Here is a 14,656-nt window from a genome sequence, read left to right on the forward strand (position 1 = left end):
ACCCGAAAGAGCGCTTCGGTCGCCGATCCTGCTGGAAGACGGGGTGGATCAGTGCATGTCTGCCGCATCGAGCAGGGTGGTCACAGTGGGCGCGATGAGCCCGGTCAGGTTGTCGGCGCCGATCCCCGCGCGGGCGCTGGCGCCGTCGAAGACCAGGATGAGCTGCCGGGCCAGCAGGTCGGGGTTGCTCGCCCCACCCCGTTCGGCCTCGGAACGGAAAAAGGCCGTCAGGTTCGCCTTGATCTCGTGGGCCACCCGGCTCGCGGGGTGGGTCTGATCCTTGAGCTCGATCTGCACAGCCAGGTACCGGCAGCCTTGGAAGTCGGGCGCACCCGCCTGCGACTCCACCCGCTCGAAGACGTACAGGATCCGCTCGCGCGGTGATCGGCCATCATCCGCCGGGGGCAGGGCCCTCGCCACGAAGGCAGCGGCACGCTCCTTCAGGCTCGCCGCCAGCAGTTCATCCTTACTCTCGAACAGCTGGTACATGGAGCGCTTCGACACCCCCGCCGCCTTGCACAGCGCCTCGACGCCGATGCCGACGCCGTCGCGGTAGGTGAGCGTGGCTGCTGCCTCCAGCAGCCGCTCCCGGGGGCTTTGCTTCACTTCAGTAGTCATACCGCGAGGTTAACTCGAATCGGACGAAATAGAAACCGATCGGTTTCCATGGTTGTCGAGGAGACGCCCGCCGCCGGGCGGACACCTGCAGGCCGCCCAGAGGCTCGGCGACGGTCTTGGGGGAGAGACCGTCGCCGAGCTCTGATGGTGCGCGCGCCTCTCGTCCCCACGGGGGCGCCGCACACCGGGGCCACTCCGAGTAATGGCCCCGTCTTGGGTGAGCCGCCTTCCGCTACGCCGGGGCAGCGGTCTTCTCGGGCTCCGTCTCGGCGGGGATGCGGTGGAGCCCCTTGCGGTCGTACCAGCTGGTCATGCCGAAACCGAAGAGGGCGGCTGCCGCGAGGCCGACGGCCATCATGACCCAGCCCCGGGTCAGGCCGGCGTCGGCCTGGGCGTCGTAGTAGAGGATCGAGCGGATGCCGCCGGTGATCTGCCGCAGCGGTTCGAACTCCGCCAGGAAGCGGTAGAAGCCGGGCAGCGCCTGCAGCGGCGTGGTGGCGTTGGCCGTCGGCACCGCCATCCCGATGAAGACCAGAGTGACCACCAGCATGCCGGGCGTACCGAACACGGCGAGCAGGGTGAGCGCACCGATCCCGGAGACGGCGATGGCGCACACCGAGTACAGCCACAGCAGTGGCAGATGGGCGGCGTGCATCCCCATGAGGCCGACCGCGCCCATCATGACCAGGCTCCCCATCAGCAGCGACAGCCCGGCCATGAGAGTGCTGCTGATGGCGAGGGTCTGCACCCGCGTCGCCCGGATCAGCGGGCGGTGCAGGCGCAGCGGGCCCATGTCGTTGTGGGTGTAGCCCAGAGCGTGGTCCACCTGGCCGCTGATGACGTTGGCGGAGAGCATGCCGCAGACCACCAGGACGAGCGCGTAGTAGAACGCCGTCAGCCCCAGGCCGCTGTGCGAGTCGAGCGGATGGCCGTCCTTGACGATGACGGCGGCCGGGTCGGCCAGGAGGACGCGCGCCGCGGCGGGCAGCTTCGCCTGCCCGGTCCCACTTTGGGCCGTCAGCTCCTTGCCCACCTGGAGCGAGGCGTGCTCGGCCGCCTGCGTCGTCGCCGTCCGGGCCAGACTGGAGCCCACACTGCCGGCGGACTGGTTGGTCAGCACCGTCAGCGTCGGACGGGTCGGGGCCCCGGTGGTCGCGGCGCCGGTGAGTGCGGTGGTGGAGGAAGTGAAGTCGGCGGGGACGACTAGCGCGCCGTACAGCTTGCCCTTGCCGATCTCCTCCTTCATCTCCTTTTCATCCATCACCTTCCAGTCGATCTTGTCCCCGCTCGCGGTGGACTTCTTGATCGACTCGGTGATCTGTTTTCCCAGGTCGACCTGCTTGCCGCCGACAGCGGCCCCCTTGTCGGCGTTGACCAGACCGACGGGCAGATTCTTCATGTGGTCGACGGGATCGATGTTGGCCCCGACGTAGAACACGGTGAACAGCAGCGCGAGTACGCCCGTAATGACGCCGTTGGCGATCCACAGGGGTTTGGCACGCAGGACGCGGAACGGGTGAATCCCACTCATGACTTACTCCGGTCTCGGACAACACACTGATATCCGGAGAAGGGCGGACAGCTTCATTGCGGTCCGGCGACCCTCGGAACGTGCAATCCCGGCACACGCGGCCGTCGACGCAGAACCGGGCATGCAGCACTCCCGCCGGACTCCGACTGATGAAACCGGTCGGTTTCAGACCCATCGTAAACCGATCAGTTTACAAATTCCAAGTCGAGGCGCTGGCCCATATCCCAGCAGCGCCAGGAAGCCGCATGCGGCGCCACCCCTGGCATCGGGTCGCTTCGAGCCGCGAGTGGAGCGGCTCGCTTCAGGTCACGCAAGCGGTCCAGGTCCGCCGCGCCGAACACGCCCATCGGGGCCGTCCCGCCCAGCAGTCGCCATTGCCGACTCCCCGGTGACCTGCCGGCTCCAGATGATGGCCTCGATCTGCCTGGGCCCGGATGAAGCCGATTCCCTGCTCTACCCACTCGATCGACCGACACCGACTCCCTGCCGAGCTGGAAGTTCACGGCCAGTTCTCCGGTGGCGTCAGTGGCGGGAAATGCCGGGCCGGTTCGGCCCGTGGCCGACGGTCTACGGGAGGCGGGGACTGGAAACTGAGCGGCGTCCACCACGCAAGCGCCTGCCCCGGCTCAGAAGGGTGTGCGCGTTGGCGCCAGCTCGGCTGTTACGGCGTCGGCTACAGCGTCCCTCACCTGCGCCTCCGTGGGCGTGGGCCGGCCGAGTTCGGCAGCGAGTTGAGCCAACGAGGTCATCCGGACACCGGGCAGGGCGCAGGCCGTGAACGTGGTGTAGACGTCGAGGTCCGGGTCGACGTTGAGCGCGAATCCGTGGCTGGTCACGCCGCCGCTGATGCGCATGCCGATGGAGGCGATTTTTCGGTGGCCGGGGGTCCACACGCCGACCAGGCTCTCGGCGCCTCGGGGTGTGTCCCGGCGTATCGCCTCGAATCCCAGTGATCCCAGCGCACGGATCAGGGCGTGTTCGATCCGTCGTATCAAGCCGCGCGGTCCTAGCTCGCGTACGTTCAGCACGAGATACCCGATCAGCTGCCCTGGCCCGTGATACGTGGCGTGACCTCCCCGGTCGACTTCGACCAGGCTGATCGGTGAAGCCGGTTCCGGCAGTTGGTCGGCCGGTGTTCGCGCCGTGTAGGTGATCACGGGAGGGTGGGTGAGCAGAAACAGCCGATCCCCGGTACGCCCCTGCTTCCGCTCGGCCACCCAACCAGCCATATCGGCCTGCGCCACCTCATACGGCACCTCACCCAGATCGACCCGCTCCATCTCCCCTGGCTGCATTACCTCTCCTGTGTCCTTTGGGGCGACGTCGCCTCGCGCCGCGCCTGCGAAAACCCGCCCTCGACGAACAGACCGCGGCCGCGGCTCTTGCCGCTGCACCAGCAGACCACCGTGCGTGCGACACAGTCCCGCGGTCAGGTGTCGTCATCCATGACCACGACCAACCACAGCCGCTTGGGGCTGGCTTCAGCGTGGCGTCCCGTACCCATGGATCCCCGGGATGGCGAGTTTTCCGCCTGTCTGTCCGGCCTGGTCGATGTCGGCGTCGTCCAGGCCGAGTTGGAGCTTGAGGTCGAGTTTCCCGACCGTGTTGTAGAGCCACTCCGGAATGGTGTCCGGGGTGAGGTGCAGGCGGAGGACGGGTGGTGCGGGAAGATTTTCGATGCTGGAGAGGGTGCCTGTCAGGCTTTCGACGTACATGGTGATGCCGTCGCCCCGGAGCGTGGAGGTGGAACCGGGCGCTCCGTCGATGTGCTGGATCTGTGGGCCGACGGGCACCGCCATCTTCAGGTCGCGGATCGTGACCGCCGCCGCGGTGAACTTGAGCACCCGTTTGGGCCCGGCGGCTGTCTCCACGGTCACCACGCCGCCGAAGACGAGGCCGTGCAGTTCGAGGCGGCTCCCCTTCATGTTCCATGCCTCGGCGGAGAATCGGCCGGCCTCATGGTCCTGAGGGGCCTTGACGTCACTGATGTCGCAGGTGCGGGCAGTTCCTTGGGATGACTCCGGTCGGGGCGACGGCTCGGCGGTCCGGTGGCTGGGAGCAGGTGATACAGGCGTGGTGGACAGCCGGGGCTCGGGCGGTGCTCCGGACTCTGGCCTCGAAGTGGCCGAGCTTGGTGTAGGGCTCGCGTGGAGTGAGGGGCTCGCGTCGGGTGACGGGCTTTGCTGCTCGGCGTCGTCGCGAAAGAGGGGACCGAGGATGTCCGCAAGGCTCGTTGTCGCGGAGGTTGCGCTGGGCGAGGGGGTGGGAGTGGCGGTCGGTGCTGGGGTCGGGCTCGCTCCCTCGTCGTCCGCGTGCGACGGCGGCTTGACGGGCTCCCCACTCGGGTGAGCGTCGGCCGTGCGCGGGTCCGCGGACCGGGTGGGGTTTGCGGGACTCTCCGTCGCAGAGGCTGAGGTGTCGTCGGGACGGGCGCAGTCGACACCGCTGGTTCCAGGCGCGCCTGACCCCTCTTCGGAAACGGAGAGCGCCGCGGTGGCGCTCGTGTCGGCGGACTCGGGCAGGCGTTGGCTTCCCAGGATGAGGGCGGTCGGCAGCGCGGTCAGCGCGAGTGCCCTCCCGACCGGCAGACGCAGACGTGTCAGCGCGGACGTACGGGGGATGGCGTGCCGACCCCTCGGTGGTCGAGCGAATCGGAGGGCTGCGGCCTCGCCGCGGGTGTCGGGCGACTGGTCACTCACTCCCCTGTCCTCCCGCCCGGCTGACGGCGGCTGACGGCTCATCGGCGGCGTCGGGTATGTCCTCCGGGTGCCCGTCCACCGGGCCCCACGCCAGAGCCAGGAGTCCGCCCGACGCCGCGAGCAGTGTGCCGACGAAGAATCCGCCGAAGTTGGAGATGGGAAGCGACAGCACGCCGAGGAACACCGCGACGCAGCCGGCGAAGAACCTGATGATCGGCTGGAACCAGAGGAGTCCGCCAAGGACGATCAGAGTCAGGCCGATGACCAGGGACCCGGCCCCCGCGGTGGTGGACATCGCCACGGACAGGGCGCCCAGGGAAAGGTTGAAATACGGGAAGTAGATGATGGGCGCAGCGGCAAGGAGCACCAGCAGGCCCGCCCAGAAGGGGCGGGTGCGCCGCCAGGCCCGGAAGTCCCGGCGAGCGCGGGTGAAACCGCTGTAACTGTGGGGGTGCGCGGGTGCACCGGCACTCGTCATGTGGCAGCTCCCAAGTCGTGAGTGGGTGAGGGTGTCCGCGAGGACGATGGGGCGCTGCCGCCCCCTGGGCAGTCGCCGGCCGCTTGCGCGCACGGGAGACGAGGGGGCGGGAGCGAGGTCAGAAGCAGTCGTGCCGGCCGGCCGCGATGTTCATGTGCAGGCCCGCCAGTTCGAACGTTCCCGCAGTCGTGGCCCAGACCTTCTGGTGGGCATCAATGATCTCGACCGCGTCCGCCTGCTGGGCGTAGCCGTCGGGATCGACGTGGTCCTTCGGGTTGACCTGACCCTTGGTCATGGAACCGGTGGCGACGCCGATGTCGACGTTGGTGAAGGTGCCCTTCTTCGCCTGGAGATCGGTCATGTCGATGTACAGGTCCTTGGCCTTGGCCGGCGTACCATCCCCGCCGGCCTTGAGCGTCATGGTGTAGGTCCCGAGGACAGGTATGTCCACCGGGACGGACTGGCACATGTCGGTGACCGTCGCATTCTTGATGGACGAGACGGAGACGGGCACGTGCTTGCCGTTCTTGGCGACGTCGACCGTGGCGTAGTTGCCGAATCCGGTGCCGCTCAACTTGCCGGCCGAGACCTGGAAGTCGGAACCGGAGATACTGAACGAAGCGGCCAGTGCGCCCTGGGCCATGGAGACGGCGACCGCCGCGGTGGCGGCCACCGTCGGCACGGCACCGATGGCGAAGCGCTTCCAGTGGGTCTTGCCGATTCGCTGGGACATGGTGTGGTTCTCCGTTGTCTAGGCGTACGAGACGACCGGACCCAGAACCGACTGGCCCGGGCCCGGGGCGGGGGAAGAACTGCGGCTGGGTGCGGCCGTGGCGGTGCAGGCGGCTTCCGCGGGCGCATGTCGTCCACGCGCACGGAGAAGTGGGCACACCGAAGAAGCACTCGATAGTGTTACTACCGAGTACCCGATAGTGGCACTATCGATCCCGTCGGGGCAACCCCCGATAACGCGATACTGGTGGGACAGTTGAGCGTGAGGGAGCGCATGAGGATTTCAGAGCTCAGTCGCCGGTCCGGGGTACCGGTGGCGACCATCAAGTACTACCGACGGGAAGGGCTGCTGCCCGAGGGCCGCGCGCTGAACCCGACCACGGTCGAGTACGGCGAGGAGCACATCCAGCGGCTCCGTCTGATCCGTTCCCTCATCCAGCTCGGCGGGCTCTCCGTCGCCCGCACCCGGGAAGTACTCGAAGCCGTCGACCGTCCACTGGATGCCTTCGAGACCCTGGGCGTCGTCCACCACGCACTGCCCGTGCCCTCCGCGGAGACGAACGGGAAGAACAGCGCGGACAACGAGGACGGTCCCGGAGCGGAGAGCGCCGCCGACGAGGCGGTACCAGGCGGAACCGCCGCGAGGGTCGACGCTCTCATCGAGAACATGGGCTGGCGGATCTCCGACGCGTCACCCCACCGCCCGGCACTCGCCGAAAGTCTCGCCGCGCTGAGCCGCCTCGGCACCGACTACACGGCCGACGACCTCATCCCCTACGCACAGCTCGCCACCTCCGCCGCCGATTTGGACTTCGCGCAGTTCGAGGGGATCGAGGACCGCATCGCCCTTGCCGAGCGGGCGGTGGTCCTCACCGTGCTGTTCGAGCCGGTCGTCCGGCTGCTACGGCGCCTGGCCCAGGAGGACGCGAACCACCGTCGCCATGATCGCCGTGCGCGCGGGCGGGGCGAGCATCCGGAGGAGTGAGTCCCCAGCAGTGCACCGCCGACACCCCCCGCTCGCGACGGCAGCGAGGGCCGAAGTGCCCCGGGTGAAGGCACTTCGGCCTCTCGGGAGGGTTCAGCCCGTGGCGACGGGGACCCGCTCGTCGGCGGTGTCGTCCGCCGGTATGTCGGTCTCCTTGATGCCGAACCGGTCGTAGAAGCGGGCGAGTGGGCCCGGAGCCCACCAGGCCGCCCTGCCCAGCAGTCTCATGACGGCTGTTCCCAGCAGGATGCGCACCACCAGCACGTCCGCCAGGACCGCGAACACCATGCCGACGCCGAAGAGCTTGATGGTCAGCACATCGCTCATCCCGATCGCCGCGAGCGGCACGCACATCAGCACCGCGGCGCTCGCGACCAGGCGGCCGATGGACTGCAGCCCGGTCGCCACGGCCTCCGTGCTGTCGCCCAGCTTGTCGTACTGCTCCCGCATCCGGGACACCAGGAACACCTCGTAGTCCATGGAGAGTCCGAAGATCAGAGCGAACAGCATGATCGGCATGTTGGGCTCGATGTTGCCCGTCGGATCGAAGCCGAGCAGGCCGTTCAGATGGCCGTCCTGGAAGATCCAGACCAGGACCCCGAAGGTGGCGGACAGCGACAGCATGTTCATCGCGATCGCCTTCAGCGGCAGCAGCACCGAGCCGAACGCGAGGAACAGCAGGATGTACGTCATCACCGCGATGTAGAGCAGCATCCACGGCAGGGTCTCGCCCAGTGCGTCCAGGGTGTCGTCGTAGACCGCCGACTCGCCGCCGAAGTACGCCCGGGCGCCCGGCGGTTCGGGGACGTCCTTGAGCCGGTTCACCAGGTCGCGCGCGTGGGTCGAGACGGGATTGCCGTCGTAGGTGACCGACACCCGGGCCGTGGTGCCCTCCACGCCGCTGATCCGGGCGCTCGTGGCGCCCTCCGTGGCGCCGAGCCGCTCGGCGTACGCCTTCAGCGCCGCGCCCTGGTCCTTCGAAGTCCCGTCGGACTTCAGCACGAGCAGCGAGTCGATGGACTTCACCGCGTCGCCGTCGAAGTCGTGCTCCATGGCGTTGAAGACCTGGCGGCCCTCGGAGCTGCTCGGCAGCTGCTGCGCGTTGATGGAACCGAACTCGATCTTGGAGAACGGCAGGGCGAGCGTCAGCAGCAGGCCCACCGCGCCCACCACCGCGACCCATCGCCGCCGCATCAGGCCGTGCCCGAACCGGTACCAGGCGCCCTCGCCCGCCGCCGTCGGCCGCGCTGCCTTCTTGCGGCGCAGCGGGAAGGCGTTGACCTTCGGTCCCATGACGGCGAGCAGCGCGGGCAGCGCGACCAGTGAGAAGAGCACCGCCAGCAGGACCGCTGCCACACCGCCGTACGACATCGACTTCAGGAACGTCGACGGGAAGAGGGTCAGGCCCGCCAGCGCCGCCGCGACCGTGGTGCCGGAGACCATCACGGTGCGCCCGGCCGTGGCGAGAGTGCGCCCGATCGCCGTTTCGCCGGTGTAGCCGGCCGCCAGCTCCTCGCGATAGCGGCTGACGATCAGCAGGCCGTAGTCGATGGCGACCGCGAGACCCAGGATGGTGACCAGGCTCATGGAGAACACGGACACGTCGGTGATGTTGGCGATGGTCCGCAGGACGGCCATCGAACCGAGGATGGAGAGCACCCCGACGAGCAGCGGGAGGAAGGCGGCGGTCAGGCCGCCGAACACGACCAGCAGAAGCAGGAAGAGCACGGGGGCCGAGATGATTTCCGCGGTTCTCAGGTCGTGTTCGATCTTCTCACTCGCCTGGTGGCCGGTGGGCACCGTTCCGCCTTGCAGAGTCTGAAGGCCGGGTGCCGGAATCTTGTCCTTGACCGCCTTGTACGCGTCCTCCTTGGCCTTCTCGCTGCTGCCGTGGAGGTTCAGGGCGACGTAGGTGGCGTGCCGGTCGTGGCTGACCTGCGCCGGCATCTTGGTCGTCCAGAAGTCCAGGTAGCCGGTCACCTCCGACTTCGGCAGGGACTCCAACTGCTTGACGACCGCCTGCTGGAAGGACGGGTCGTCGACGGTGCGGTCCTTGTCGCGGTAGACGATCACCGCGTCGGGTGTCCGCTGCGGGAACGCCTCCTCGGCGATGTGGGCCGCGCGCACGCTGTCCGAGCCGGGGTCCTGGAAGCCGAGCGGGGTCAGGGAGCCGAAGACTCCGGCACCGTAGGCCCCGGACAGGACGGCGAACAGCATGGTCAGTATCAGCACCGGCTTTCGCCTGCGGTACAGCAGACGCCCAAACCCCTCAAACATGACTTCTCCTAGATCGTTAGCCGGCGCCGGACAGGACCGTCCGAAGGTCGGCGCCGAATGAACCGTAACAGCGTTTTCATTGCTCGATGCAACGCGGTTACACACCTCTCATCCGGAGAGAGGTCGAGCTCCACTGACCTGACCTGCTGGTATGCAAGAGGATCTCGTTCGGAAGTGGCGGGTCCTGACGCGGGGCGCAGCGGACGACAGCAAGCCAAGGCGATACCGAGAAGCATTCGTAACGGCGTTGCAATACGATGGCGCCATGGCCAGGCTCAAGACACATGACGAAGCACTCCGGCTCCGGCTCCTGCACCGCGCGGCCGCCACGGTCTTCGACCGCGGCACTGCCGCGCTGAGCCTGCGACAGCTCGCTGCGGACGTGAAGACCTCGACCACGGCGGTCTACTCGCTGTTCGGCAACAAGGCGGGTCTGCTCAGCAACCTGTACGAGGAGGCCGTGCGGCTCTTTGTCGCGCGCCTGGCAGCCATCCGTCCCACGGACGACCCGGCCGGCGACGTGATCCGACTTGGGCTCGTCTATCGCGAATACGCCATCGCCAACCCTCATCTCTACGCGATCCTCTTCTCCGACCGCAGCGTCCAGTGCCCGTCCGAGTCGGAGTCGGAGAGGCCGCGTGAGGCCATCGAGACCTACCGGCCCCTCGTCGACGCCGTGCGGCGCGGACAGCAGGCAGGGCAGTTCAGTCCGGAGTCCGACCCGGAGGTCATCGCGCTGTCGGTCTGGGGAACGGCCCATGGCCTGGTGTCCCTGGTGCTGTCAGGGAACGAGCCGCCCGGGCTCGCGGTCGCCGACTGCTATGAGCGGGCCCTGGGGGTATTGGTAGCGGGGTGGCGAGTGAGCGAGGGGAAGGTTCAGGGGTTCGCGGACGTGCCGTGAGCCCGGAGCCGGTACCGCTCCGGGCCTGAACGTACGGTTCGGTGGGACTCTTTCGGGTCGCGTCCCGCGAGGTGGTACGTGAGTCCCCGCTGCCGTGGCCGGTCTATCCGGTTGGGGCCCGTTCCGAGATGACCAGTTCTGAAATGATCAGTTGAAGAACGGCAGCGGGTGAACCCAGGCCGGTCGGATCCTGCGGGACACCGGACGGACTCGGCGGGCTGCGGACGGTCAGGTACCGCCGTGCCGCAGACTGACTTCGATCGCTTGACCGACCAGGGGTGGATTTCATGGCTGACCGGGCTTTGACTCTGATGGCAGTGCACGCCCACCCGGACGACGAAGCTACGGGAACAGGGGGTGTCCTGGCGCGTTACGCGGCGGAGGGCATCCGCACGGTGCTCGTCACGTGCACGGACGGTAGTTGCGGTGACGGTCCGGGGGGCGCCAAGCCGGGCGACCCCGAGCATGATCCAGCTGCCGTTGCCGTGATGCGTCGAGGCGAACTCGAAGCGAGCTGTGACGTCCTGGGGGTCGGTCATCTTGAGCTGCTCGGGTACGCCGACTCCGGGATGATGGGCTGGCCGGCCAACACCGCGTCCGGATCGTTCTGGAGTACGCCCGTGGATGAGGCAGCCGCTCGGCTGGCGGAACTGATGCTGCGATACCAGCCTGATGTCGTCGTGACGTACGACGAGAACGGATTCTACGGCCACCCGGATCACGTACAGGCGAACCGGATCACGATGGCAGCGCTGTCGCTGACCGGGGTGGCGTCGAAGGTGTACTGGACGACGGCGCCGCGCTCGATGATGGAGAAGTTCGGGCAGATCATGCGCGAGTTCGGCGCGGACTGGGAGGAACCGGGTTCGTCCGAGGCCGGAGCGGGGCCCGAAATCGGCCTGCCCGACGAGGAGATCACCACGTGGGTGGACACCACTGAGTTCGGCAGCCAGAAGTTCGACGCGCTGGCCGCGCATGCCAGCCAGGGCGAGAACATCTTCTTTCTGCGGATGGGTAAGGAGAGGTTCACGCAGCTCATGGGCGTGGAGACGTTCGTCCGGGTCCACGACACCACCGGCGCGCCCCTGCCCGAGAACGACCTCTTCGCCGGCCTGCGCTGAGCTCCAGTCGGCGGCCGTCCTTCGGACACGCGGAGAACCGCAGCCTGCACACGCTGCGGCCCGAGCGACGTTGTCGGAGCCTTCTTCAAGGCGGACGACGCGCGTGCTGTCCTCGTTGAAGGCCAGGCCCCTCGGCGCCAGCCACACCGCGAGCTGCTGACGCGCAAAGCCACCAGATCGTCGGCCTAACGGATCACCACGGGGGTGCCCGGCTCCAACCCACCGGCGTGCCTCATCCCATCAGGGAGGTACCGGCCCCCGGCGGCTTCATCCAGCCCATGCAGGGCGACGTTCAACAGCGTCGAGCTGATAACCCCGCCTTGTGGAGCCCTCTCCTCCGACCAGGCGGCCGCCTGACGCGGGCCGGAGAGGTCACACGAGCCTGACCGGCCCGGCGTCGATCGGCAGGCGGACCAGGAGATAGGGCTTGCGGCGCAGGTCCTTGCCCTCGTGGAAGGGCGACAGCCGGTTGAGCTGGTTGGCGATGGCGTACAAGTGCCGGTCCGAGGCGACGGACAGGGTGTCGACCCAGAGCAGATCGCGTCCCTGGGCGAGGGTCCGGTAGGTGCCGTTCGGGCTCCTGCGCCAGATCGCGTTGTGTTCGAGGTCGCCGCCGTAGAGCCGACCCTTGTCGTCGCTCTCCAGGCCGTCGGCCATCGGCTTGAACCCGAGGTCCTCGACCGTCGCCGCCACCTCGGCGTCCGTGGCGTCCGGATCGGCGAGGGCGTCGGTGGACACGCTGTGCAGTCGGCGGCTGGACAGCGGGCAGTAGTAGAGGCGCGCGCCGTCATCGCTGAGAGCGATGCCGTCGGAGCCGGTCTCGTAGTACGTGGGCTCGCCGCCCGCGGGACGGACCATGAAGGGCTCGCCCTCGATGACCGGAAGGAACTGCGCGTCCGGGAGCGCCGAGGGATGCCCGGCCAGTCGCCGCCATGAACGGCCCGTGGCGAGGTCGACCACGATCACCCCGTTGGAGCCGCCCGAGTCGGTGATGAAGGCCATGCCTTCGGCGCCGCGCCGCAGGTCGAAGCGCACGTCGTTGGGGTAGCTGTTCGCCGGCACCACCTCGGGCGGGAAGAGGATCTTCCGTACGATCCGGTCCGTGCGCAGGTCGACCGCCACGAGCTTGGGACCGCCGTAGGAAGACCCGGCGAACCCCGGGCTTCCGGTGTCGAGGATCCACAGCCGGTCGGCCGGGTCGACCACGACGCTCTGCACCGACTGGAAGTGCCCGGCCAGGTCTGAGGCGTCCTGACGGTTCACCTCGGCGTCGGGGTAGGCCACCGGCTTCCCGCCGCGTAGTTCGGCGACGGTGAACGGGACGTCGTCGCCCCAGCGGGGAAAGTTGACGAAGATCCGGCCTCGGCGCGAGACGGTGACACCCGTCGGCATCGCGCCCCAGAAGCGGGCAACGACCTCGTAGTGACCGGCTGTTGAACCAGAGGGGGAGGCGTAGGCAGGTCTGGTGAGTTGGGTGGCGGCCAGCGACGCGGTGGTCGCCGTCAGGAACGTACGTCGTTTCATGGGAGCGTCTCCTGTTAGGTCAAGTCGCTGCAAGGATCGGCGAGTTGCCGCATCACCTCGGCGCGTGGGGGGATTGGCCGGACGTTGCCGTGGCCGGTGGAGGACGGTGCCTCCGGCAGCCGCTCTCGGGGAGCCGGCTTCGCCCGTGTGGTCAGGGCGAGCCGGAGCCCACCTGGACGGCAGGTACCTCGTGCGTTCCTGCGACCTGAAGCTGGCCGCCGGGGACATCGCCTGCGGCTGCCGCCAACTCTTGGAAGGGGAATGGGGCCAAACGGCCAGTGGACCTGGCGCTCTCAGGTCTACCGGGCTGCCGGCCGGGTCTTCGCGACCATGCTGCGGTCCCCGAAGGTGACCATCGCGTGCACGGGTATGGTGCTGGCGCGCATGAGCGCGCCGAGGCCCCGGCGGCCCTGTTGGCGGGCGAGCTCCGGCCCCAGGGTGGTCATCAGGGCGGTGAGGGCCGGCATCGGACGACCGAAGAGCGTGATCTCCTTGATCTTTGCCTCGTCGTCGAGCCGCAGCAACTGCACCTCCTCGAACGACTGGGACCCCACCCGCGCCCGGTAGACCAGCGCGTATGTGTCGCCCTCGCCGGTCTGGGTGTGGTAGCGGACGTCCTTGACCGCCGTGAACGCCGAGGTCAGGAAGTCACGCAGCTGGTCAGATCCCTCGAAGCGGAACTGCTCGGTGAGCGGCGAGCTGAGCACGACGTCCCGGCTCAGACACGCGACCGCGGCGTCGACGTCACCGCGTTCCTCGGCGGAGCGCCAGCTCGCGACGGTAGCGGCGGCTGTGCGCAAGGTCTCGGACATGGGTCTCTCCCGGTATCAGCGGCGCGATGGGATGTGCGGGTGCCGACGTGCTTGGTGGACGGGGTGCGCGGGGTGGTGGGTGTCAGCCGGTGAGCTTGTTCATCGTGCGGATCTGCTTGTCCAGGACCCAGGCGGGAGCGAAGCGGAGCATGCGTGCGCGTCCGGCCATGGGGCCGGCGGCGTAGCGCAGTTTCGGCTTGGTGTCGGTGGCAGCTGTGACGATCGCCTTGGCGACGACGGCGGGGTCGTCACCGCTCTTGATCGCCTCTGTCATCAGGCGGTCGAAGACGTGCCGCTGGTCGGCGTAGGTCTGCAGGGGGGTGTCGGGCTTGGCGCTGTTGGCCTCGAATCCGGTGTTGGTGTAGGCGGGTTCGACGAGGAGCGAGCGGACGCCGTACTGGCGGACCTCGTGATCCAGGGACTGGGAGTAGCCCTCGATCGCGTGCTTGGACGCGCCGTAGACGGCCATGTAGGGAGCGGGGATGAAGCCCTGTACGGACGAGAGGTTGATGATGCGGCCGCGTCCCTGGGCACGCATGTGCGGCAGGACCTCCTTCACCATGCGCATGACCCCGAAGACGTTGATGTCGAAGACGCTCTGGGCCTGCGTGAGTGAGGTTTCCTCCGCCGCGCCGATCGAGCCGATGCCGGCGTTGTTGACCAGGACGTCGATCCGCCCGAACCGGTCGATCACCTGCTGGACCACGGCGGTGACCGACTTGCCACTGACCACGTCGAGGTCGAAGAACGTCACGCCCTGGAGCGGGGTGACGCGTGAGGTGTCGCGGCCCGTGCCGGCCACCTCGAAACCCGCCGCGACCAGCGCGAGCGCGGTCTGCTTGCCGATGCCGGAGGACGCGCCCGTCACGAGAGCCACCGGCCGATTTGTCGTCATCATGCACTCCCGGACTCGCCTGGGAAACCGTTCGGTTTCCCCTTGGTCTCACTGTAAACCGGTCAGTTTCCACTGCGCAAGCT

At 68.2% G+C, this 14,656-nt stretch carries 13 protein-coding genes; 3 read left to right on the forward strand and 10 right to left on the reverse strand.

Annotation, left to right across the window (positions count from 1 at the left end):
* Positions 1 to 48: 48 nt before the first annotated feature.
* The 6 genes from AB5J50_RS40650 to AB5J50_RS40675 form a co-directional block, all read right to left on the reverse strand.
* A complete protein-coding gene (locus AB5J50_RS40650; RefSeq protein ID WP_369263646.1) occupies positions 49 to 618 on the reverse strand; it encodes a TetR/AcrR family transcriptional regulator in 570 nt (189 codons plus the stop codon).
* Between the two features lie 232 nt (positions 619 to 850).
* Positions 851 to 2,149 (reverse strand): SNG1 family protein, encoded by a 1,299-nt coding sequence (locus tag AB5J50_RS40655; protein WP_369263647.1) that lies wholly within the window; start codon positions 2,147 to 2,149, stop codon positions 851 to 853.
* Between the two features lie 626 nt (positions 2,150 to 2,775).
* Complete coding sequence (gene lipB, locus AB5J50_RS40660) at positions 2,776 to 3,444, reverse strand: lipoyl(octanoyl) transferase LipB (RefSeq protein ID WP_369263648.1); 669 nt, start codon at positions 3,442 to 3,444, stop codon at positions 2,776 to 2,778.
* 186 nt (positions 3,445 to 3,630) lie between these two features.
* Positions 3,631 to 4,074 carry a hypothetical protein gene (locus AB5J50_RS40665; protein WP_369263649.1) on the reverse strand — a complete coding sequence of 148 codons (444 nt, stop codon included), beginning with the start codon at positions 4,072 to 4,074 and terminating at the stop codon, positions 3,631 to 3,633.
* Between the two features lie 766 nt (positions 4,075 to 4,840).
* Entirely contained in the window at positions 4,841 to 5,326 is a 486-nt protein-coding gene (locus AB5J50_RS40670; protein WP_369263650.1) for a DUF6114 domain-containing protein, read from the reverse strand.
* A 118-nt stretch (positions 5,327 to 5,444) separates the two neighbouring features.
* The gene (locus AB5J50_RS40675) at positions 5,445 to 6,059 is read right to left on the reverse strand and encodes a DUF6230 family protein (RefSeq protein WP_369263651.1); all 615 of its coding nucleotides are present in this window, start codon (positions 6,057 to 6,059) and stop codon (positions 5,445 to 5,447) included.
* Between the two features lie 273 nt (positions 6,060 to 6,332).
* On the opposite strand from AB5J50_RS40675, the gene AB5J50_RS40680 reads away from it, so the two are divergent.
* The gene (locus AB5J50_RS40680; protein WP_369263652.1) at positions 6,333 to 7,043 is read left to right on the forward strand and encodes a MerR family transcriptional regulator; all 711 of its coding nucleotides are present in this window, start codon (positions 6,333 to 6,335) and stop codon (positions 7,041 to 7,043) included.
* 93 nt (positions 7,044 to 7,136) lie between these two features.
* Here AB5J50_RS40680 and AB5J50_RS40685 read toward each other — a convergent pair whose 3' ends face one another.
* A complete protein-coding gene (locus AB5J50_RS40685) occupies positions 7,137 to 9,320 on the reverse strand; it encodes an MMPL family transporter (RefSeq protein WP_369263653.1) in 2,184 nt (727 codons plus the stop codon).
* Between the two features lie 265 nt (positions 9,321 to 9,585).
* On the opposite strand from AB5J50_RS40685, the gene AB5J50_RS40690 reads away from it, so the two are divergent.
* Complete coding sequence (locus AB5J50_RS40690; RefSeq protein ID WP_369263654.1) at positions 9,586 to 10,221, forward strand: TetR/AcrR family transcriptional regulator; 636 nt, start codon at positions 9,586 to 9,588, stop codon at positions 10,219 to 10,221.
* Positions 10,222 to 10,508: 287 nt separating this feature from the next.
* Positions 10,509 to 11,342 carry a PIG-L family deacetylase gene (locus tag AB5J50_RS40695; protein ID WP_369263655.1) on the forward strand — a complete coding sequence of 278 codons (834 nt, stop codon included), beginning with the start codon at positions 10,509 to 10,511 and terminating at the stop codon, positions 11,340 to 11,342.
* A gap of 372 nt (positions 11,343 to 11,714) precedes the next feature.
* Here the strand turns inward: AB5J50_RS40695 and AB5J50_RS40700 are convergent, their stop codons facing one another.
* The 3 genes from AB5J50_RS40700 to AB5J50_RS40710 all read right to left on the reverse strand — a co-directional run bounded on the left by AB5J50_RS40700 (position 11,715) and on the right by AB5J50_RS40710 (position 14,573).
* Positions 11,715 to 12,866, reverse strand: a complete 1,152-nt coding sequence (locus AB5J50_RS40700) for an L-dopachrome tautomerase-related protein (protein WP_369263656.1) — start codon at positions 12,864 to 12,866, stop codon at positions 11,715 to 11,717.
* A gap of 299 nt (positions 12,867 to 13,165) precedes the next feature.
* Positions 13,166 to 13,678: a nuclear transport factor 2 family protein gene (locus AB5J50_RS40705; protein WP_369263657.1), complete on the reverse strand. Its 513-nt coding sequence runs from the start codon at positions 13,676 to 13,678 to the stop codon at positions 13,166 to 13,168.
* Between the two features lie 82 nt (positions 13,679 to 13,760).
* Positions 13,761 to 14,573, reverse strand: coding sequence for an oxidoreductase (locus AB5J50_RS40710; RefSeq protein WP_261691490.1), 813 nt, complete (start codon positions 14,571 to 14,573; stop codon positions 13,761 to 13,763).
* Positions 14,574 to 14,656 lie beyond the last annotated feature (83 nt).

Origin of the sequence: Streptomyces sp. R35 (assembly GCF_041053035.1) — a bacterium.
Lineage (GTDB): Bacteria > Actinomycetota > Actinomycetes > Streptomycetales > Streptomycetaceae > Streptomyces > Streptomyces lutosisoli.

What these genes read in the sequence shown, in the direction of transcription:
- AB5J50_RS40670 (WP_369263650.1), bottom strand. Translation starts at nt 5,326, where the DNA reads ATGACGAGTGCCGGTGCACCCGCGCACCCCCACAGTTACAGCGGTTTC.
- AB5J50_RS40700 (WP_369263656.1), bottom strand. Translation starts at nt 12,866, where the DNA reads ATGAAACGACGTACGTTCCTGACGGCGACCACCGCGTCGCTGGCCGCC.
- AB5J50_RS40710 (WP_261691490.1), bottom strand. Translation starts at nt 14,573, where the DNA reads ATGACGACAAATCGGCCGGTGGCTCTCGTGACGGGCGCGTCCTCCGGC.
- AB5J50_RS40665 (WP_369263649.1), bottom strand. Translation starts at nt 4,074, where the DNA reads ATGAAGGGGAGCCGCCTCGAACTGCACGGCCTCGTCTTCGGCGGCGTG.
- lipB (WP_369263648.1), bottom strand. Translation starts at nt 3,444, where the DNA reads ATGCAGCCAGGGGAGATGGAGCGGGTCGATCTGGGTGAGGTGCCGTAT.
- AB5J50_RS40695 (WP_369263655.1), top strand. Translation starts at nt 10,509, where the DNA reads ATGGCTGACCGGGCTTTGACTCTGATGGCAGTGCACGCCCACCCGGAC.
- AB5J50_RS40655 (WP_369263647.1), bottom strand. Translation starts at nt 2,149, where the DNA reads ATGAGTGGGATTCACCCGTTCCGCGTCCTGCGTGCCAAACCCCTGTGG.
- AB5J50_RS40705 (WP_369263657.1), bottom strand. Translation starts at nt 13,678, where the DNA reads ATGTCCGAGACCTTGCGCACAGCCGCCGCTACCGTCGCGAGCTGGCGC.
- AB5J50_RS40675 (WP_369263651.1), bottom strand. Translation starts at nt 6,059, where the DNA reads ATGTCCCAGCGAATCGGCAAGACCCACTGGAAGCGCTTCGCCATCGGT.
- AB5J50_RS40690 (WP_369263654.1), top strand. Translation starts at nt 9,586, where the DNA reads ATGGCCAGGCTCAAGACACATGACGAAGCACTCCGGCTCCGGCTCCTG.
- AB5J50_RS40680 (WP_369263652.1), top strand. Translation starts at nt 6,333, where the DNA reads ATGAGGATTTCAGAGCTCAGTCGCCGGTCCGGGGTACCGGTGGCGACC.
- AB5J50_RS40685 (WP_369263653.1), bottom strand. Translation starts at nt 9,320, where the DNA reads ATGTTTGAGGGGTTTGGGCGTCTGCTGTACCGCAGGCGAAAGCCGGTG.
- AB5J50_RS40650 (WP_369263646.1), bottom strand. Translation starts at nt 618, where the DNA reads ATGACTACTGAAGTGAAGCAAAGCCCCCGGGAGCGGCTGCTGGAGGCA.